At 73.0% G+C, this 19,682-nt stretch carries 13 protein-coding genes; 4 read left to right on the top strand and 9 right to left on the bottom strand.

Annotated elements, in window-relative coordinates; all coding sequences use genetic code 11:
- The first annotated feature begins 65 nt into the window (after positions 1-65).
- Complete coding sequence (locus tag GXW83_RS16780; RefSeq protein WP_225447043.1) at positions 66-1,496, top strand: S9 family peptidase; 1,431 nt, start codon at positions 66-68, stop codon at positions 1,494-1,496.
- A gap of 60 nt (positions 1,497-1,556) precedes the next feature.
- Here the strand turns inward: GXW83_RS16780 and GXW83_RS16785 are convergent, their stop codons facing one another.
- The 3 genes from GXW83_RS16785 to GXW83_RS16795 all read right to left on the bottom strand — a co-directional run bounded on the left by GXW83_RS16785 (position 1,557) and on the right by GXW83_RS16795 (position 4,000).
- Positions 1,557-2,189, bottom strand: coding sequence for a hypothetical protein (locus GXW83_RS16785; RefSeq protein ID WP_182443867.1), 633 nt, complete (start codon positions 2,187-2,189; stop codon positions 1,557-1,559).
- A gap of 30 nt (positions 2,190-2,219) precedes the next feature.
- A complete protein-coding gene (locus GXW83_RS16790; protein WP_182443868.1) occupies positions 2,220-3,005 on the bottom strand; it encodes a DUF4389 domain-containing protein in 786 nt (261 codons plus the stop codon).
- Positions 3,006-3,145: 140 nt separating this feature from the next.
- Positions 3,146-4,000, bottom strand: a complete 855-nt coding sequence (locus GXW83_RS16795; protein WP_182443869.1) for a PP2C family protein-serine/threonine phosphatase — start codon at positions 3,998-4,000, stop codon at positions 3,146-3,148.
- A 218-nt stretch (positions 4,001-4,218) separates the two neighbouring features.
- Between GXW83_RS16795 and GXW83_RS16800 the strand changes: the two genes are divergently transcribed.
- The 3 genes from GXW83_RS16800 (at position 4,219) to GXW83_RS16810 (ending at position 5,533) form a co-directional block, all read left to right on the top strand.
- Positions 4,219-4,626 (top strand): ATP-binding protein, encoded by a 408-nt coding sequence (locus GXW83_RS16800; RefSeq protein WP_182443870.1) that lies wholly within the window; start codon positions 4,219-4,221, stop codon positions 4,624-4,626.
- Positions 4,627-4,631: 5 nt separating this feature from the next.
- The gene (locus tag GXW83_RS16805) at positions 4,632-5,066 is read left to right on the top strand and encodes an STAS domain-containing protein (protein WP_182443871.1); all 435 of its coding nucleotides are present in this window, start codon (positions 4,632-4,634) and stop codon (positions 5,064-5,066) included.
- 89 nt (positions 5,067-5,155) lie between these two features.
- Positions 5,156-5,533 carry an STAS domain-containing protein gene (locus GXW83_RS16810; RefSeq protein WP_182443872.1) on the top strand — a complete coding sequence of 126 codons (378 nt, stop codon included), beginning with the start codon at positions 5,156-5,158 and terminating at the stop codon, positions 5,531-5,533.
- 91 nt (positions 5,534-5,624) lie between these two features.
- On the opposite strand, the gene GXW83_RS16815 is transcribed toward GXW83_RS16810, so the two are convergent.
- The 6 genes from GXW83_RS16815 to GXW83_RS16840 all read right to left on the bottom strand — a co-directional run bounded on the left by GXW83_RS16815 (position 5,625) and on the right by GXW83_RS16840 (position 19,658).
- Positions 5,625-6,107: an STAS domain-containing protein gene (locus GXW83_RS16815; protein ID WP_182443873.1), complete on the bottom strand. Its 483-nt coding sequence runs from the start codon at positions 6,105-6,107 to the stop codon at positions 5,625-5,627.
- A gap of 52 nt (positions 6,108-6,159) precedes the next feature.
- The gene (locus GXW83_RS16820; protein ID WP_182443874.1) at positions 6,160-7,860 is read right to left on the bottom strand and encodes a PP2C family protein-serine/threonine phosphatase; all 1,701 of its coding nucleotides are present in this window, start codon (positions 7,858-7,860) and stop codon (positions 6,160-6,162) included.
- Between the two features lie 129 nt (positions 7,861-7,989).
- Positions 7,990-8,154, bottom strand: a complete 165-nt coding sequence (gene rpmG, locus GXW83_RS16825) for a 50S ribosomal protein L33 (RefSeq protein WP_182443875.1) — start codon at positions 8,152-8,154, stop codon at positions 7,990-7,992.
- Between the two features lie 109 nt (positions 8,155-8,263).
- The gene (locus GXW83_RS16830; protein ID WP_182443876.1) at positions 8,264-9,406 is read right to left on the bottom strand and encodes a glycoside hydrolase family 3 N-terminal domain-containing protein; all 1,143 of its coding nucleotides are present in this window, start codon (positions 9,404-9,406) and stop codon (positions 8,264-8,266) included.
- A gap of 107 nt (positions 9,407-9,513) precedes the next feature.
- Positions 9,514-19,290 (bottom strand): hypothetical protein, encoded by a 9,777-nt coding sequence (locus GXW83_RS16835; RefSeq protein WP_182443877.1) that lies wholly within the window; start codon positions 19,288-19,290, stop codon positions 9,514-9,516.
- Positions 19,287-19,658 (bottom strand): WXG100 family type VII secretion target, encoded by a 372-nt coding sequence (locus GXW83_RS16840; protein WP_182443878.1) that lies wholly within the window; start codon positions 19,656-19,658, stop codon positions 19,287-19,289. Before GXW83_RS16840 ends, GXW83_RS16835 begins: the two co-directional genes overlap by 4 nt.
- Positions 19,659-19,682 lie beyond the last annotated feature (24 nt).

The raw sequence follows: 19,682 nt of genomic DNA on the forward strand, positions 1-19,682 counted from the left end.
GCCTCCCTAGCGTGTACGCCGACAACCGGCTGACCAGCCGAGCCTGCACGAGGATGGACGCACAGATGACCGATGAACCTCTCCGCCGCGTGGTAGCCGAACCGTTCAGCAGGCGCCGGGCGCTGCTCGGGCTGGCTGCCGGAGTCGGCACGGCAGCCGCCGCGGGCGTCGCCGGAACCACCCCCGCCTCGGCCGCCGGTACCGCGGCCAAGGCCGCTGCACCGGCGGCCGCGCCCGCGGCGAGCAACCCCGCGCCCGGCGCCATGGAGCTGTTCACCGACTCCGACTTCAACTTCCAGGCGCTGGGCGCCCTCGGCGCGGCCGGGCACGGCTCGACCGAGGTCGGCGAGGTGCTCACGGCGGTCAACTCGATCAACGCGGCCGGGCTGAGCTTCCAGACGTTCACCGACACCTTCCGGTACTGGGGCGACCGGCTGGCCCGCGAGTCCGCGCAGGCGGGCCGCCCCGGGCAGAAGCAGACCCGGCGGTTCCGGGCCCTGCGCTCCTCCTCCTACTACGAGCAGGCGCTGTACTACGTCCTCGGCACCGACCACCCGGGCGACGAGGAGGACGTCTACCGCTCGGTCAGGGCCGGGTGGGACGCCTTCGTCGCCCGCTGCGACCCCCCGGCCGAACTGCTGAGCGCGCCCTACGGCCCGCACCGGATGCCGGTGTGGTTCTTCCGGCCGGACGCATCGTGCGTGCCCCGCCCCACGGTCATCCTCACCAACGGCAGCGACGGCCAGAATGTCGACATGTGGACCTACGGCGTGGCCTCGGCGCTGGGCCGGGGCTGGAACGCGGTGGTCTACGACGGCCCCGGCCAGGGCCAGATGCTGTTCGTGGACCAGGTGCCGTTCACGCCGCGCTGGGAGGAGGTGGTCCGCCCCATCGTCGACCTGCTGATCCGGCGTCCGGACGTGGACCGCAGGCGGATCGCGCTGACCGGATTCAGCCTGAGCGGGGTGCTGGCCCCGCGCGCCGCCGCCTTCGACCACCGGCTGGCCGCCCTGGTGGCCGGGCCGGGCGTGGTCGACCCGTGGCTGGCCTTCCCGGCCGACGTGCGCAGCATCCTGGTCGGCACCAAGGCGGAGACCAACCACATCTGGAACACCGAGGTCGTCCCCAGCCTCACCGCCGACGAGGCGTTCCAGCTGAAGAAGCGGTTCGAGCCCTACGACGCCGCGGTCATGCGCGCAGCGCGGCAGGGCCGGATGTTCACCGACTTCTGGACCCCGGCCCAGGTCCTGGTGGCGATGAACATCACCAAGGTCGCCGGACGGATCACCGCGCCCACCCTGGTGGTCGACTTCCAGGACGAGCAGTTCTTCCCCGGCCAGGCCCGGCAGCTGTTCGACCTGCTGCGCAGCCGCAAAGAGTACGTCCGGATGACCCGGGCCGAGGGCGCGCAGCTGCACTGCTCGCCGATGGCCCCGCAGCACTACTGCGAGACCATCTTCGACTGGCTGGACGAGACCCTCGACGTCCGCCCCTGAGACCGCGCCGGGAGCGCGGCGGGGTGCCTCCCGCCGCGCTCCCCGCGCCTCGGCCTGCTCTCAGCCCGGCGGCCGACCGCCCCGGGCCAGGGCCTGGGAGCGCATGTAGGCCGGGTACCAGCGGGTGAAGCGGTAGGCGAGGACCAGCAGGATGATGGGAATGACCCAGTTCAGCCAATCCGTGCCGGACGACACATGCAGTGCGACCAGGCCCAGGATCGCGGTGACCGCGAACACCAGCCCCCACACCGCCGTCAGCACCCGGTTGGTGCGCTTGAAGGCAGGCGTGCCCCAGACCTCCCTCGGGGTGGACTCACGCGCGTACTGCTCGGTGAACGGCACGAAGGCCAGCGAGACCAGCGCGGTCAGCGCCAGCACGCCGTTGGAGAGGGTCTGGGCGTAGGTCTCCAGCCAGAGCAGCCTGCTGCGGTGCAGGAACAGGGCCAGGACGCTGACCACGGCGAAGAAGACGATGCCGACGGCGTCCAGCAGCTTCGGCAGGCCGCGCCCGCTCCGCAGGTCGGGGAGGGTCAGCACGACCGCCGCGACCAGCGCCGAGAAGGCCGCCAGCTTCCAGGTGCTGGGGCCCGCGACGACGTCGAAGATGATCCACGGCGCGAAGGCGAAGAAGATGTTCTGGCTGCGGCCGATCGGGCGGGGCGCCGTGGAACTGCTCTGTCCGTACTGGCTCACGAGGGAGTACCTCCCGGCTTCGGGGCGCGGTCACCTGGCGGTCGAGGAACCCGGCTGCGCCATGGTGCCGGAGTCGGAGTTTGAGCCGCTGCCGGAGAACCCCCCGGACACCAGCCCCGCCACCAGGAACAGCACCAGCAGGCCCTTGGCCCCGCCCGAGGTGGTCAGCGGCCTGGTGGCCGAGCGCGGCTGCTGCGCCGGGCCGGGCTGGTCGCCGAACAGCCGCTTGGGGTAGGCGGAGCTGAGCATGGAGACGTAGGCGCTCAGCCGCATGGTGTAGCGGGTGACCGCCGCCGTGGCCTGGAACACCGGGACCGGCAGCCGGCCCAGGACCAGGGCCACCAGCCAGATGATGATGCTGACCGCGTAGTAGCCCGAGGTCAGCAGCCCGGCCACGATCGCCGCGGGGATCATCAGGATGATCCGGAACAGCACCGCCAGCCGGTTCAGTCGGCCCGGGCGCACCTCGATCCGGATCGGGTACTCGGGGGCGTCGAAGGCGAACGGCGGGTAGCGGTCCACCAGCAGCATGGCGTAGCCGTGCACCCGGGTCTGGTAGGCCAGGTACCGCAGCAGGAAGCCGGCGACCGGCTCCGGCAGCCGGCCCAGGACCAGCGCGGAGAACCAGCCGACCACGGTGACCACGACCGCGGCGATGCCGAGCACGAACAGCACCACGAACTGCGGCACCAGCAGCAGCCAGCGCAGCAGCACCGTCCAGCGGCGCTGGCGTCCGGGCTCGGGGACGTCCAGCTCGGGCAGGGTCTCGTCCGGCAGCGCGGGCGCCGGGGGCGCCGCCCAGGTCTGCTCCGCCATGTCCGCTCCTCCGCTGTCGCCCGCACCGGTCGGATCCAGCGTCCCCCGGCCCGGGCGTCCGCACCTGCGGCGTGGGCTGTTCGGGCGATCCCGCTGGACGATCCCCGCTGGGGCGGTCAGGGCGCGATCGGGCCCGTCGCTCAGCCCGTCTCGGCGCGGCGGGCGGCGAAGACGACAATGTCGTCGCGCTGCTGGGCCCCGAACCCCTCCAGCAGCGCGTCGCAGAGCGCCTCGCAGTCCCAAGGGCCGTCGGCGGCCGCACGGCGCAGGCTCTCCAGCGCCTCCGGCAGGGGAGTGCCGCGCTTCTCGATCAGGCCGTCGGTGACCATCAGCAGGCTGGCGCCGGGTGCCAGGCGGTGGCTGGTGCCGACCGGCTGCGGCAGCCCCAGGCCCAGCAGCGGCCCGTGCTCGGTGACGAACTCGGCCCGGCCGGGCCCGGTGCGCAGCAGCGGCAGCGGGTGGCCGGCGTTGGCGATCCGCAGCCGCCCGGTGCCCGGCTCCAGCAGCGCCACGCACACGGTCGCCGTCCACCCGGGCCGGTGGCGGCTCAGCAGCGTGTCCAGCCGCTCCAGCAGCACGTGCGGCGGATGGTCCTCGGTGGCGAAGGCACGCAGGGCGTGACGCAGCTCACCCATCACCACGGCGGCCTGCAGGCTGTGGCCCATCACATCGCCCACGGCCAGCAGCAGTCCGCCGGGGGTGTCGATGGCCTCGTAGAAGTCGCCGCCTATCTCCGTCTGGGTGGCAGCCGGAAGGTAGCGGACGGCCAGTTCAATCCCCGGCAACCGGGGCAGGTGTTCCGGCAGGAAAGTGCGCTGCAAGGTGAGGGCGAGCTGGTGCTCCTCGCGGTACAGGGCGACCACCCCGCGGTTGGTCTCCTCCAGCTCGGCCAGCAGCTCCGCGTTGAGCTTCCGCAGCCGACGGATCTCGTCGTCCTGGGCGGACTGCGGTTCGCCCGCGGCGTCGTCGGTAGGATCCTCATGGCTTCGGAGCACGCTTCACCTTAACGAGTCGGCCCGTACCGGCCCAGACGCCGTCCGCGCGGCGGCCGGGGCCGCGGCCGGTCAGTAGGCTGTGGGCCACAGGCCGGCGGTGCGGCACCGTCTCGTACGATTGTCCGGCCGGGGTCGGGTCAGCGCGGGCAGCCCGGTCACCGCACCGATGGACGAGAGGCCACTGGTTCATGGACGCTCAACCGGATCCCCTGACGCGCGTGGAGCGCTGGCCGCTCGACGGCGGGCCCGGCACCCTCGCCCGCGCCCGCGACCGCACCCGGGAGTTCCTGGACGCGCTGCCCGGGGTCTCCCAGACGGTGCTGCAGGACGGCCTGATCCTGGTCACCGAGCTGGTGTCGAACGCGATGCGGCACGCCCCCGGCCCGGCCGCGCTGGAGCTGGCCGACCGCCCGGGCGAGGTGACGATCGCGGTGAGCGACAGCAGCACCCGCCTGCCCGAGCCGCGCGCGGCCGACCTCACCGCGGCCGACGGCGGATTCGGCTGGCACCTGGTGCAGCGGCTGTCGCAGGCGGTCCGGGTCCAGCTGGACCCGCCGCACGGCAAGACCGTGTCCGCCACGCTGGCCCTGGATTTGCCGAGGTCGCGCGAGACGATGGCAGGATGATCCCCATGGACAGTGCCACAGGCGACGCAGCAGCAGGCGCCCGCGAGCCGCGGGCGGGGACGGATCCGGGCGCCCCGCTCTCGGTGCCGCCCACGGACTGCCAGGCGCTGACGGTCAGCAGCCGTCCCGACAGCACCGGCGTGCTGGTCCGGGCCGAGGGCGATCTGGACTTCGAGACCGCCGACACGCTCCGGGACCTGCTGAACACCGTGGTGCTGATCCCCGGTCAGCGGCTGACGCTCGACCTGGACGCGGTGGACTTCTTCGACTCCAGCGGCCTGGGTGCGCTGCTCGCGGCCCGTAGTCTGGCCCAGCAGGCCGACGCCACCGTGGAGCTGCTTCCGCCGCCGGAGCACATCGCCCGGGTCCTCGAGGCCGTCGGCCTCACCTCGCTCTTCGCCATCCGCACCGACCCCGGCGGGGGCACCACGGTCGGCTAGCGGGGAAGAGTCTGACGGCGCAGGCATGGGCCGGGAATCTCGGGGCAGCGGAAAGGCAACGTCCTTCTGTCCTGTCCTGGAGGTGGGCCTTGTCCCCCGAGTCCGAAGTCCTGACCGTCAGCACCACCGTTCACGGAGACGACCGCGCGGTCGTCTCGCTCACCGGCGAGCTCGACGTGGACACCGCCGTGGCGCTGCAGCACCAGCTGGCCGCCCTGGTCCTGCAGGGCCGCAAGCACGTGGTGCTCGACCTGGCCCAGGTGCCGTTCATGGACTCCTCCGGGCTCAACAGCATCCTGCGCGCCCGCTCGGAGACCCAGCGGTACGACGGCAACCTGTTGCTGGCCGCGCCCGGTTCTGCCGTACGGCGGCTGCTGGACCTGACCGGCGTCAGCCTGACCAGCCCGCTCTACGCCACGGTCGGCGACGCGCTCGCCTCCCTCGCCGGTGCCGAGCCCGCGTCCTGAGCCTGTCTTTTTTGACCACGCCATCCTGACCCGGGCGCCCGATCGGGCGCCCGGCGGCGGTTCGGGGCCGGTGATCCGGCCCGGATCGCCGTCAGGCCCCGTTGGTCCGCGTGGTCGCGCCGGCTGTGGTCTCGGCGGCGTGGTGCTGCTCGGGCGAGCTGAGGGCGTCGGCGAAGTGCGCGTCCAGCCCGGTGATCCTCAGGATGCCCTGGAGGTGGTCGCTGACCCCGGCCAGATGCAGGTTGACCTGGTCGGTCTCGGTACAGCGCATGATCCAGATGAGGGCCGACAGCGCCGACGAGTCGGTGTTGTCGACCCCGGTCAGGTCCACCGTCAGGCAGCCGCCGACCGGCAGCTCGGCCAGCGCCTCGTCGGCGGCCTGGCGCAGCTCCCCGGCGGTCTCGTAGTCGCAGGAGCCCACGAGGGCCAGGGTGATCCGCCCGGAGGCGGTGGGGTTGACGGTGATCGTCAGCGGCTCCGGCTCGTAGCGGCTCACGTCAGCCCCCCGGTCCGGCTGACTGCTGCCCTCGGCGCAGCCGCCGTCGTTGCGGGTTGGCCGGTCATGCTCGTGCACGTGTTCGTCTCCACCACGTTTTCGAAGGACGGTTCGCTCCGTTGTTGCGCACTCATCCTGTGTACCTACCCGGACCCGCGCCGTCCACCATGGTGAGATGAGATCCGCGCCGAGGCGCACCCAGCGCGAGCGCGGCGATGTCGTCGCGCGGGCCGCCGGCGCACCATTCGGTGACGACCATCTCCACCCGTTCCACCACGGCCTCCACCGGCAGCCCGGAGCACTCCGCCAGCAGGTCGCGCAGGCGGTGCTCGCCGAACATCTCCCGCCCGCCGGAACCGCCGCGGGCCTCGGTGATGCCGTCGGAGTACAGCAGGCAGATGTCCCCGGGATCCAGCGTGGTGCTGAACGTCGTGCTGGTGATCTCCGCCACAGCGCCGATCAGCGTACCCCCGGTGCGGGCCTGCTCGACCACACCTCCGCTGCGCAGCAGCAGCGGTGGGGGATGGCCGGCCGCGGTCAGCCGCAGCGCCACCCGTCCGTTGCCGATCGGTGTGGCCCCGGCCAGCACCAGCGTGACGAAGCGGGCCTCCTGCTCGTCCAGCAGGGTCGCGTTCAGCAGCTCCAGCAGCTGTTCGTGGTCCGGCTCGATCCGGCGCAGGGCCGAGAGGGTGTTGCGGATCTTGCCGGTGAGCACGGCCGCGCCGGGGCCCTTGCCGCAGACGTCCCCCAGCATCAGCAGGGTCTCCTCGGGCATCCCGCTGCCCGGCAGCGGCGGGTGCACGTCATAGAAGTCACCGCCGATCAACTCCCCGGCCCGCGAAGGGCGGTAGCAGCTGGCCAGGTCGAGGCCGTCCAACCTGGCCGCCGCCGGGGGCAGCAGGGCCCGCTGCAGTACGACCGCGGTCTCGGCCCGCTCGGCGTACAGCACGGCGGCGGAGATGGCCGCCCCGGCGCGGGCCGCGAAGATCCGGGCGAACAGCTCCTCGTCCTCGCTGAAGCCCTGCGGGCCCGAGCGGCGCAGCAGCACCAGCGCGCCCGCGGCCACGCCGTTGCCCGGCAGCGGCGTCACGACCAGGGAGCCGGGCTCGCCGAAGCCGGGCGGCAGCAGCCAGCCGGGCACCAGCGCCGGGTCCACCCAGCGCGAGGGGACCGGCGGGAAGCCGCTCAGCGCCTCCGCCAGGCCGGGGACCTCGGAGACGTCCACCGCCAGGGCCGCCTCCTCGATGGACCCGCCGCGCACCAGCCGGGTGATGGCGATCCGGCGCCCCCGGGTCGGGGTGACCACGACGGCGGCGTCGGCGAGTTCCTCCACGGCGAGTTCGGCGGTCACCCGCAGACAGCGCCGCTGGTTGAGCGAGGAGAGCAGTCGGGCCGAGGCGCGGACCAGGAAGGACGTCCGGGCGCGCTCGTCGGCCAGCCGCCGCACCGCCGCCTGCTCCTCGGTCACGTCGGTCAGCAGCCAGCCGCTGCACGTGCCCGGGAGCGGCTGCGAGACGGCCCGCACCGAGCGGTCGCCGACGGCTCCGTCCACCACGGCCGCGCCGGAGTCGTGCGCCTCGCACAGCCACTGCGGCACGACCGGCGGGGCGAAGGACTCCTGCTCCCGCAGGCCGGGGAACAATGCCTCGGCCGCCTTGTTGTGCAGTCGTACGGTATGGCCGCCGCCCGGCTCGGGGGCGACCACCAGGGCGGCTGTGGTCGCGTCGACCAGCGCCCGCAGGACCGGCACGCCCAGGGCCCGGGCTTGTGCGTCTCGACGGGCGCCCCGCTCCGGGGAGGCCGCGTCCACGACAGGTCGGGAGATCGACACGGGGGCCTCCTCTCGTCGGGACAACACCTGTTGTCCAGACGCAACCGTCTCGCACCTCCGGCGGTTGAGGCAAGTCCGGCCCGGCCCCGGCCACCTGTGCCAGCCGGAACGCGGGCCGGGATCAGGACGTCAGCGCGCTTCGCGGAACTCCACGTGGCGAGCGGCGCGCGGGTCGTACTTGCGCAGCGTCAACCGATCGGGGTCGTTGCGGCGATTCTTTCGGGTGACGTACGTGTAGCCGGTTCCGGCGGTCGAACGGAGCCGGACGACCGGGCGGAGGTCACTGCGGGCCATGGTGTGTCCCTTCGTTCTGCAATGGTTGTCGTTTCCATTGCGGTGCTGTCCCCGTCAACAGCACCACCCGCCGCCGCATTCCCGTACACGGACGCACCGGCCCGCCTGCTCAGGCCAGGCGTTGGCGCAGCCGGATGATCCGGTCCAGCGCGGCCGTGAACCCCGGGAAGCCCAGGCGGCCATCGGCCAGGGCCTGCGCCAGGCCGTCCACCACCGCCTGCCCGTTGGCCACGTCGCGGGATGCCTCCAGGATCAGGTCCATCCCGGCCGTGGCGGCGGCCACCGCGTTCTGCGGGGCGGTGCCGAAGGGCTTCAGCGCGCCCGCGTCGATCGCATCGGTGACGGTCACGCCGCGGAAGCCGTGCCGCCGCCGCAGCTCCTCCTCGACCACCCGCGCGGACAGCCCCGCCGGGCGGTGCGGGTCCAGCGCCGTGTGGACCGCCCAGCTCACCATGGCCAGATCCACCCCGGCGGCGATCGCCGGGCCGTACGGACGCTCGTCCACGCCGCGCAGCTCCGCCAGCGGCGTGGTCAGCGTGACCGGCCCCAGATCGGTGTTCTGACCGGTGGCGGCCGGGCCCAGCCCGGGGAAGTGCTTCGCGGTGGCCGCCACCCCGGCCGCCTGCTGCGCCTCGATGAAGGCCCGCCCGCAGACCGACACCACCTCCGGGTTCGAACTGTACGAACGCCCGAACTGGTCGATGAAGTCGCCCGGCGCGCGGAAGACGTCCAGCACCGGTGCCAGGTTGACGTTCAGCCCGGCGCCGCGCAGCAGCTGCCCGGCCTCCCGGCCCGCCTCGGCCGCGGCCCGCGCCGGGTCCGGCGACGCGCCGATCTGCTTCTGCGAGAGCACCGGGCCGCCCGGCAGCCGCCGTACCCTGCCGCCCTCCTGGTCGGTCATCACCAGCAGCGGCGCACGCACCGGGCTGCCCTGGGCGGCCTCGTGCAGCTGCTGCACCGCCGCGGTGACCTGGGCCAGGCTGGAGACGTTCTCGCCGAACAGGATGACCCCGCCGACCACGCCGCCGGCGATCCGGTCCAGCAGTGCCTGCGGCACGGTGGTGCCCGGGTACGAAAAGACGACCCGCTGCCCGGCCAGCTGCTCCGGCGTCAGCCGGGAGGCCAGGTCGGATGCGGGGCCCGCCTCGGCGGCGGTCGGCGCGGCGAAGCACAGCCCGGCCGCTGCGGCGGCGAGACCGGCCCCGGCGAACAGGGTGCTGCGGCGGGAGAGCGGATTCCCCGGGTGGTCCATGCTGTGTGCCTCCATAGAGGGGTGGACGTCTCCGCTCCGGTCTACCCAGCACGGCCGGACGCGCAGGGGAGGCGCGCCCGGCCGCCGACGATTGGCCCCTGGGCGGCTCAGTCCTGCGGCGGGGGCGGCTGCGGCTGCTGCTGCCCTGCGGGTGGCTGCTGCTGTGCGGGCTGCTGGCGCGGCGTCTGGTGCGGCAGGTCCACGTGCAGGACGGTCTGGTCGTGGTCGCCCGGCAGGTGCTCGGCGGGCAGCGGCAGCTGCGGCCGGCCCTGGCTGCCGCGCGGGAACACCGTCATCGGAATGGACTCGACCGCCACCTGCGGAGTGTCCGGGCCGTGCAGATCGGTCAACTGCTGCCCCAGCGCCTCACGGAACGCCTCGGCGACGGCCGCCCCGCGCAGCGCCGACAGCTGCAACGACTGCCCGAAGTGCGCTCGGCCGCCGTGGGTCACGGTCGCGTGCGCCTCGACGGTGACCACCGGCGGCAGGCCGCCGCTCTGCGCCTGCACCAGGCTGCTGGTGGCGACATGCGAGGCCACCGACTCGATCGCGGTGCTCTGGCCCGCGCCCAGATCCGCCGAGGAGCCGTCGAAGCCGAGGGCCTGGCTGGCCACCCGCTCGACCGTCACCGGCTCGACCGTCACCGGCTCGACCGTCACCGGCGCGGCAGACGTCGAGGCTGGTGCCGTGCGCACCACCTCCGGTGCGGGCGGCGGGCCGGGCTGCTCCGGCGGCGCCGGGTGCGCGGGCTGGAACGGGACGTCGGCGAGGGTGGTGGAGCCGGGCGCGGCCGGGGGCGGTGCGGCGTCGTGGACGACCGGGGGCGGCGCGGCGACGGTCTCGTCGCTCGGGGGCGAGACGACGATGCGCGGGACGGGCGGCGTGGCGGGCTGCACCACCGTGATCCGGTTGGGCGGAGCGGCGACGACGGTGTCGTGGGCCGTGACGGTGGCTGGTTGTCGGAGTGGGGCGGTGGGGGCCGGGACGGGAGTGGTGGGCAGCGGCACCGTGACCCGGTCGGGCGGGGCCGGGGCGACGGTGTCGTCCGCCGTGCGGCTCGGCAGCGGGTTGCCGGGCGCGGCGGGCTGGGTGGTGATCGGGCGGTTCGGCAGGGCCGGGGGGAGGGCGCCGTGCATCATCGGCGGCGGCGCCTGCCGGGTGGTGTCGGTGGCGAGCGGGGTGGCGGCCGGGGTCGAGACCGGGGTTGCAGTCGGGGTCGAGGCCGGGGCCGTGCGCGCGGGGGGCGGTGGGACCGCCTGCTGGCCGCCGTTGTTCGGCTGCGGGGGGTTGCGGACCATCGGCACCTGGTCGCCCTGCTGGTGTGCTCCGGAGAACACCAGGTAGGTGTCGCCGGGCCGGGTGCCGCCGGTGGTCTCGTGCTCGGGGATGTCGACGGTGACCGGGATGACGCCCTTCTCCTGGAGTTGGCGGCCTCCGTCGGAGAAGGTCAGCGTCACCTCGGCGTGGCCGGTGAACCGGGCCATCGGGGTGTTGAACTTGCCGCTGGCGATCACGCGTCCGCCCTGCTCCAGCAGGGGGCCGCCGCGGTTGCGGTGCTGCACACCGGCCGTCAGCAGCACCGTCGCCTCGGCGTGTCCGGCGTCCGCCTCGACCCCGATCTGGCCCTGGCCGCCCCAGAGCGTCCAGTCCAGGTCGGTGTGCCGGGTCGTCGTGCCGACCTCGCTGGCGGGGCTCAGCTCCACCTTGTTGTCGCTGGCCTCGTACTCCAGGCTGAGCAGCTTCACCGACGCCTTGACCTGGGCCTGGTTCACGAACAGCCGGTGCCCGGCGCTGGGGGTGCTGAGGTCGTCGCCGCGCGTCGCCGGGTTGAAGCCGGACGACAGCTGGCTGTGCCCGATCGCCTGCCGGGCGACGTCGTTCATCCGGGCCCAGGTGCCCTTGCCGAAGAACTGCGGCCCGCGCGCCCGGATGATGTCGCCGATGCCGGAGGAGTCGCCGATCCACCGGGTCACGTCGACGTCCCGCAGACCCTCCGTCCACACGCGTGCGGGCGGCACCCGCACGGGGGCGGGGCCAGGAGCGGGCGCGGGCGGCTGGGCTGCCCGGAACTGGGCGAGCTGCTGCTGCTCGGCCGGGTTCGGCCGGGCCACGAACACCGGCGGCTCCCCGGTCTCCAGGGGTCGGGTCTCGGACGCCTGGAGCGTCGCCTCGAAGCCCACCTCGGTCTGCGCGCTGCTCCGCTGCGGGGCCATCATCCGCCGGACCGAGCGGATCACCCGTACGTTGTCCCCGTGGACGATGCTGCGCACCCCGTGCACGAAGGAGGCGGGCATGTCGCCGATCATCCGGATCGCGGTGCGCGGCGGCGGCTCCGCACCGCCGTGGTAACTGGCGGCCCCGATCCGGGGCGGGGCGCCCGGTGGGGGCGGGTTCCGGAGCGCTTCCCGCTGCAGGTAGGCATTGCTGCGGTCGACGGCCTGCTGCCGGAACGCGCGGGACATGGGTTCCAGGACCACCCGCTCGCTGTTGTGCAGGCTCAGCAGCGGCCGCCGGGTCATGGTGAAGACCAGCTGCGCGGTTCCGGCCGCGGTCACGCCCTCGCGCTTGCTCTTGGAGGTCATGCCGGTCGACGCCGACCCGGCCGTCACCCGGGCCTCGTCGTGGCCCCACGAGCGGGTGCCGCCCAGTCCGAACACCCCGGCGACGCCGTGCGGCAGGGGGTTGGTGGTGCCCTGGGCCGAGACGGAGACGGTGTGGTTGTTGCCCCGGTCCCTGCCGCCGTCGTCGTCGGCGAAGGCGAAGGAGCGCTGTGCGGCGGTGCCGGTGTTGAACTCGGTCACCGGGACCTCGCCGGTCTGCCGCAGCCTGCTGACGTACGAGCTGATCCGCACCTCGCTGCGGCCGTGCCGGATCACCATCTCCTCACCGGACATCATCGGCTTCAGCGCGGGGACGAGCGCGTCGTCCCCGATGGCCCGGATGATCTTCTCGCGCATGCCCGGCCAGTCGCCGCGCAGGGTGTTCCTGCCGGTGTTGCCGATCCGGTCCACGGTCCGTTCGACGACGGTGTGGCGGGGGCCGCCGCCGTGCAGCGGGAAGACGTCGGTGACCACGTCCGACGATCCCAGCCGCCAGCTGCTGCTGATCCGGTCGGGCACCGCCATGGGCCGGGCCGGCTGCTGGAGCCCCTGGGGGGTGGGGGCGTCGCGCAGCGGCACGGCGACCACGGCGCCGTCCATGACGACGGTGGGGTGGTGCTCGAAGTGACTGAGGTTGTTGCGCAGGTCGTAGTCCACGCCGAAGTGGATCTGGCCGGTGAACAGCCCCGCCGGTTCGTTGTTCTTGCCCCGGCTCGCCGTGGAGCCCGCGGTGTCCGTCGTCATGCTGCGGGAGAAGTCGAAGGCGCGGGTGTAGGAGGCGTTGATGTTGACGTGCGGCACCTTGACCTTGATCGGGAGGCCCAGGATGTGCCGGGTCCGCTGGTCGCGGGAGATGCCGGTGGAGGCCCGGTACTGGTTGCCCAACTCGAACTCGAAGGGGTCCACGGTCTCGGTGTGTCGGAAGTTGGCCAGTCCGGCGCGGACCTTGATGGTGCCCTTCCAGCCGCCCGCGTCCACATGGACGGTGATCGAGCCCCCCCGGGAGATCCGGGACAGCTGCCCCTTGAGCGCGAACGGGTCCAGCTGCTGGCGCAGTTGCATCCGCAGCTGGTCCGGGACGGGTCGGCCGAAGCGGTTGGCCAGGGTGCGCTCCACCTGGTTGAGCAGCCGGGAGTCGTCCGGGCCCAGACTGTGCAGGACGTCGGACGCGCCCATGGCGCCGCGGTGCTGGATCCGGTCCGGGGCGCTGCGCAGGTCGGCCGGCGGGGTCCGGGCGACGAACGGCTGCCGCGGGGGAGGGGGCACCGGCGCCGGGTGCGTCGGCGCCGGTGCCGTGGCCGGGTGCGCCGGTGTCGGTGTTGGTGTCGGGTGCGTGCTCGGGGCGGGGACCGGCGCTGTTGCAGCGGGGCCGTGGGCCTGTGCGGCGGCCGGGTGGTCGAAGACGGCGGGGCCGTTCGCGGTCATGGTGTGGGCCATGGTGTCCCGCGCGTCCATGCTGAACTCCGCGTCCAGCGGCACGGTGGCGGTGTGGGTGGCGTCGCCCCGGGTGAAACGGACGTCGATCGCCACCCGGGAGTCGAACAGCGCCTGCGGCTGCTTGTACTTGCCGTTGGCGTACGCCTTGCCCGCCGTGCCCGAACGCCAGCCGATGCGGTTGCGGTGCTGGAGGCTGTAGGAGCCCTCGATGTCCATGTCGTCGGTGGGGGCTTCCGGATGCGAGTCCCCGCTCCCGGCCGTGCCGCCCTCGGTGCCGGTGGTGTGCGCGGGGGCGTCACCCGAGGAGTGGGCGGCGCCCGTGGCGGAGCCTCCGGCGGAGTCCGTCGCCGGGTGGTTCAGTTTGGCCTCGTAGCCGCCCAGGATGTTGCCTGCGCGGGTGCGCTCGAAGACCGTGCGGTTGGAGCCCGAGACGCCGGTCTCGGAGACCGAGTTCAGCTCGGTCTTCTCCTCCATCCGCTTGAACTCCATCCGGGTGACCCGGGCGGTCGCTGACACCTTGATCCCGCGCCGCAGCAGGGCCGCCTTCAACTCCGGTGTCTCCAGCGAGAGTCCACGCGTCATGGAGGTCAGGTGCCCGGCCACCATCGGGTGACTGTAGGTGTCCAGCACCTCCTCCCGGATGTCTTTCCAGACGTCCGGGAAGTGCGTCAGGCCGAGCTGGTCCAGCTGGTCGTGCAGCGGGCGCACATCGCCCAGGTCGCGCGTGGTGACGGTGTCGCGCAGACCGTGCGGGCCGGCCGGGGGCGGGGTGTTCGGGCCGGCCGCGCCCCACACCGAGCGCGGCGGCTCGGCGACGACCTGCCCGGTCTGCCACACCCGGTTGTTGCCCGCCGGGCCGGCCGGCGGGTTCGCCGCCTCGAAGCGGGTCGGATCCAACGGCCCGGCCTGGCCGGTGACATCACGCGCCTCGTGCTGCTCGATGATGCTGGTGAAGTCCACCTGCGACGTGGGCCGGGCCTCGCGGACGGTGTCGTTCCCGTTCATCAGCTTGAAGTGCAACTGCAGCGTGCTCTTGCCGTCGAAGACGGCGCCGCCGGTCTTCAACTTCGTGGTGACCGTGACGTCCTGGGACGAACCGGAGATCGCCGTCCGGTCCCGTCCGCGCTGTTCCGAGCCGGAGCCGCCGAGCATCCCGGGCATCATCTTGGCGATGTTGCCCGGCACCGGCAGCTGCCCCAGATGGCTCCGGGTGCCGAGGTCGTACTGCGAACGGACCACGCCGGTACCGACGTTGAACTCGGTCGAATCGGTGTTGGCCACATGCCACATGGAGTGAACGGAGGCGCTGATCTCCACAACGCCCTTGCTGCTGCTGCCGAAACGCCCGGGAACCTCGACCCGCAGCGGCTGACCGGACATCATGCCCTTGAGATCCTGGTGCAGTTGGCCCAGATCGACCTGCTCGGCCAGCTGTGTGCGGACCTTGGGCCACATGTCCCCGAAGACCCCCCGCCCGTCGGTGTCGGCGTCCACCAGCACCGACTCGATGCCCTTGGTGGTGACGGCGCCGTTGGCCAGCCGGGTCGCCGACACGTCCACCACGATGTCCGAGCCGCCGATCCGGCGGGAGTTGACGATGCGCTGCGGGGGTGCGAACAGCGTCTTCGGACGAACCGGGCGGTCCCGCGCGTCCAGGGTGTCGCGCTTGGGCACCGCCACCGTGCCGCGGATGTCCATGGACGCGTGCTGACCGCCCAGAGGCAGTTCGTACCTCTTGCCGAACTTCTTGACGTCGGAGAAGTCCAGCGACAGCCGGAAGGAGGTGCCGAAGAGCGAGGCCGCCTCGGTGGTCTTGCCCCGAGCGATGGTCCGGGCCCCGTCGGTCCGGGTGGAACCGTCCAGACGCTCGTGCGTGTACGTCACCTGCGGAGTGATGTCGCCGTTGCCGGTCTTGAACTTGCTGGACAGGCCGCCCTGGTAGCGGGTGAGCCCGTCGCTGGTCCGGCCGAGGACGACCTGGTGCTCCGAACCGCCCTCGAACTCCAGCTTCGGCGCCTCGGACAGGTAGAGGTGGCTGTCGACGCTGACCCTCATGGTCACCGTGCCGGACCAGCCCTTGGCCTTGAACGGGGCCTCCCAGACATCGCCCCGGGACATGGCGGACAGCCGGGGCTTCACCGTCGAGCTGCCGAAGAAGCTGTGCGCGATGGTCTGCCCGGCCTCGTCGTCGCCGAGGGCCCTGCCGAAGAGCGCGGTGATCCGGCTGACCACCACGTTGTCGTCCTCGTGCAGGCTGACCAGCAGGTCGCCGCCGGAGAGCTGCTTGCCGGAGACGATCCGGGCGGGCGGCGTACGGACGTCCTCCGGCGCCACCGGATCACGGGGCGCGAACGCGGGGTCGTAGAGGTGATGGGTGGTCCAGGGCGGCGTCCCCGACGTCGTCGGGTGCGGGCGCGGCACCGGAGGCACGGGTCGCGTGGGTGCGGGCGGAGGGGTGTGGGTCGGCTGGGTTGCGGCGTCCCGGGTGGACCGCGAACTGCTGGCCACCGCGTTGACCTGCTTCCGGGCGACCGTACGCGGATTCGGCCGAGGCGCCGACCGAGTCGGATCCTGCGCCGGAAGGGCGTCGCGGGAGAGGTCGCGGGTCACCGGGGGCGGAGCGGGCGTCCGGGAGCTGGTCGGCGGCGTCGGCGCCTCGACGGGGGTGGGTCGCTGGGTGGCGGTGTCGTCGGTAGTTGCGTCCGTGGTGGGACGGGTGGCGGCGTCGCCGGTGGTGTCGTCGGCGATGGTGTCGTCGGCGGTGCGGGCCTTGGTGGCGGGAAGCGTGGACGCGTCGCGGACCACCAGGGGCTGCGCGGGGACGTGGGTGGCCACGGTCGGCGGCGTTGAACCCTCGACCGTGGTGGGACGGTCGCTGGTGACGTCGCTGCTCGTGGCGGCGGGTTGCGTCAGCCGTACCGGCGCGGCCTCGGGCGGTTCGACGGTGCTGTGCACGGTCGGGTGCTCGATGGTGGGCACGGGCTGGCGGACGGTGTCCGCCAAGCCGTCGGCGGTGTGGGGTGCGGCCGGGACGGGTGGCGGTACCGACACGTCGTCGTCCAGCGGGCGGACGACGGTCGGCGGTGTGGTCTCGGGCGGGCTGACCGGCGTGTGCTGCTCCTGCACTTGCTGCGCCCGCGTCGGCAGCGGAGTCGCCGCTTCGCGGTTGGGGTCCGACACCGGGTCCACCCAGGTGTGCTGACGCGTCGTCATGGATGCCTGTTCGCGGGCATCCTGCCACTCCCGCGAGGTGCCGGGGGTGCTCTGCTCGGTGGGCCGCTCGACCGGGGACGGCGGGAGTGGGATGTCCTCGGCCGAGGCCGGGACCTCGCGCACGGTGGTCGGCTCTGCCGCATCGTGCGAGGAACCGGCGGCGGCCGGCTGTGGCGCCCTCGGGGCGGCCTCGGCCGCCGTGTCGGTGGGCACGGCGCGGTGGTCCGAACCGCCGCCGCTGGTCAGGGCACCGAGCAGGTGCAGATGGCGGCTGCGCAGGCCGCCCTGACCCAGGCCGTCCGGCGACGGCTCGCGGAAGTCGCCCAGCAGGGAGCCGGGGATGTGCGGGCGCTGCGGCCCGGAGCTGTCGCGGTACTCGTCACGCAACCCCAACTGGTGGGCGATCTCGTGGGCGTAGGCGGCCGGTTCGGCACCGACCGGCCAGCTGCGCTGGTCCATCGGCCCGTCCTGGCTGACCAGGTCGACGGTCAGGTGCGGGGCCTCGTCCACGCCGACGTGTTCGACCGTCACATGCAACTGGTCGCCGTTGGGCAGCCGGTGGGCCGGATCGTTGAAGAACTGCTGCACGCCCCGCTGCACCCGGCTGCGGGTGTCCTCCGCGTCGGGGTTCCCCTCCCCGTTGCGGAACGCGACCTTGACCGTCAGGTCGGTGAACGGCTGACCCTTGACGCTGAACCGGCGCAGGTCGAAGCCGGAGCGGACGACGAAGCGCGGCGTCCGATCCAGCCGCGCGGGCGGCGGGACGACGGGGTTGTCGGTCCGCACCGGACTTCCGACGTCGGCCCCGGCGGTGGGGGAGGCGTTGCGTACCGGCCCGCCGTTGCCCGGGCCGGGCGGAAGATCCCCGTGCCCGGCGGTGGCAGCGGCCCCGGTCGCAACGGCTCCGGCCACGGCGGTCGAGGGCGTATGCGCGCTCTCCCGCACCGGCTGCGGCGCTCCTGCGGCCTCGGTCGCCACCCTCGGGGCAGGGGTGTGCGCCCCGGCCCCCTCGGCGCTGGAGCCGTTGCCGGAGGCCGCCGAGGTCGAGCCCGTACGGGGGTCGGCGGACGGCGCAGGGTCGGAGACCGTGCGGACCTGTCCGGCGGAAGTGCCGGGTGACGTGCCGACGGACGTGCTGGTGGATGTCGATCCGGTGGCGGGGCGGGCCGGGTCGTCAGCCGCTGTCGAGGTGGTGGTGACCGGTGAGGGGGTTTCGGTGTCGACGTCCTGCTCGGAAGCGCGGCCGACGGTCGTGACGGGCGGGTTCTGCGCGGTGGGGGAGTCCGTCCGTACCTGCGAGACGCCCGCCCCGCCGGTCTGGGCGGTTTGGCGGGTCTGGCCGGTCTCGCCCGTCTGCTCGTGCGGCACGGACGGCGCGGCGGTGGCACCGCTGCCGCCCTCCGCGTGCCCGGTGGCCGTGCTGACCGTGGTGCGCACCTGGCCTGCGTCGTCGGTGTCGGAACCCGGAGCGGCGCCACGCTGGTTTCCGGCGGCTGCCGACTGCTGCTGGCCGGTCCGGGTGTCGGCCCGGCCGTCGGCGTGGCCCGCACCGGCCAGGCCGTTGCCGACGGACGTGACCGGCGTGCCACCGCTCTCGGTGCTCACCACTGGAGCGGTACGGCCCTGCCCTGCGCCCGCTGTCTCCACCGCGTCGGACTCGCCGGTCTTCGCGTCGCCGAACTCGGAGGTGCCGGTGTGGGAGGCGGTGTCCGTGTCGCTGCCGAAGTCGTCCGTCAGTTTGACGTCGTCGTCGAGGCCGGGCAGGTGCAGGTCCAGGTCGGGCATGGTCGGGAGCTTCAGGTCGACGTCGATGTGCTCGGTGTCGTCGTCCCCGCCGAACCGGCGGCGCCCGCCGCCGCCACCGGCCAGTGCGCCGATGATGCTGGAGCTGAGCGTCGAACCGAAGTCGCCCTCGCCGCCGAAGATGCCGTCCATGGCGGCGGTGCTGACCACGCCGGTGATGCCGCCGATCGTGGCCTTGCCGATCAGCGATCCGGCGAACTTGGGCACGAACACCTCGCCCGCGCCGGAGAACAGGCCGCCGATCGCCCCGGAGATGGCGCCGCTCTCCACCGCCGAGAGGGTGTCCTGGGTGTCCCACTTGGTGCGGTCGCCCTTGAGGATCTGGATGGTCTGAATGGCGACGTCCATGCTGACCATGAAGCCGACGCCGGTGGCGATCCCGGTGATCAGCCGGCGCAGGATCATCTGGATGACCAGCCGTGCCGAGGTGATCGCGGCCGGTGCCAACTCCGGCGCCCAGAAGGCCAGCTGTACCAACTCTGCGGCCAGCCAGACCAACTGGGCCAGGATCATGTACTTGGAGTATTCGATCTGCACCCCGGTGTTGCGTCCCAGCTCGCCCAACTGGCCTGCGGCCTGCGACATGTCGGGCATGCTGGACTGCAACTGGGTGACGAAGGACTGAAACTGGTCCGCAACCGACCCGCCCAGGTTGGCCAGCACGCCGCTAGTGGCCGGGTCGATCGAGCTGCTGATGGTGACCAGTTGCTGGGCGGCCTGGTTCCAGGCGTCGCCGAGCTGCATCATTTTGTCCTCGTCGCCCTGGGGCCAGGACTGGCCGACGGCCAGCTTGGCGACCCAGGACAGCTCGGGGGGCAGGTTGATGCTCATTCCTTGCCGGGCCTCGAATCGTAGTCGTCGGTGCTGCTCGAACCGCCGTCAGCAGGCTGCAACTGCCTTACGGCGGCGACATTCTGGTCCTCCAGCCGGTCGAACTGGACGGCCATGGTCCTGACCCCCTGAGCCGTGCTGTCGACCACGTCCCCGGCGCCGCCGACGCCCTGCACCCACTCCTGGTGCGGGTTGTCGTACTGCCCGAAGAACTGCTGTCCGGCGGCGTCCTTGCCCCAGCACTCGCCCAGCGCGTCCAGCGTGGACTCCAGGGTGGTCCCGACCGAACGCAACTGTTCGGCCAGCTCCTGCATGTAGGGGATCTGGTTGTTCAGACCTTCGGTGTCGACCGAGAACGCGTCGGGCACGGTGGTCCTCCTGCCTTTCTGTCG

It is taken from the genome of Streptacidiphilus sp. PB12-B1b, assembly GCF_014084125.1.
Classification (GTDB): domain Bacteria; phylum Actinomycetota; class Actinomycetes; order Streptomycetales; family Streptomycetaceae; genus Streptacidiphilus.

Excerpts from the sequence above, each read along its gene's own strand:
- GXW83_RS16805 (WP_182443871.1), top strand. The coding sequence starts at position 4,632 with ATGGACAGTGCCACAGGCGACGCAGCAGCAGGCGCCCGCGAGCCGCGG.
- GXW83_RS16835 (WP_182443877.1), bottom strand. The coding sequence starts at position 19,290 with ATGAGCATCAACCTGCCCCCCGAGCTGTCCTGGGTCGCCAAGCTGGCC.
- rpmG (WP_182443875.1), bottom strand. The coding sequence starts at position 8,154 with ATGGCCCGCAGTGACCTCCGCCCGGTCGTCCGGCTCCGTTCGACCGCC.
- GXW83_RS16780 (WP_225447043.1), top strand. The coding sequence starts at position 66 with ATGACCGATGAACCTCTCCGCCGCGTGGTAGCCGAACCGTTCAGCAGG.
- GXW83_RS16830 (WP_182443876.1), bottom strand. The coding sequence starts at position 9,406 with ATGGACCACCCGGGGAATCCGCTCTCCCGCCGCAGCACCCTGTTCGCC.
- GXW83_RS16790 (WP_182443868.1), bottom strand. The coding sequence starts at position 3,005 with ATGGCGGAGCAGACCTGGGCGGCGCCCCCGGCGCCCGCGCTGCCGGAC.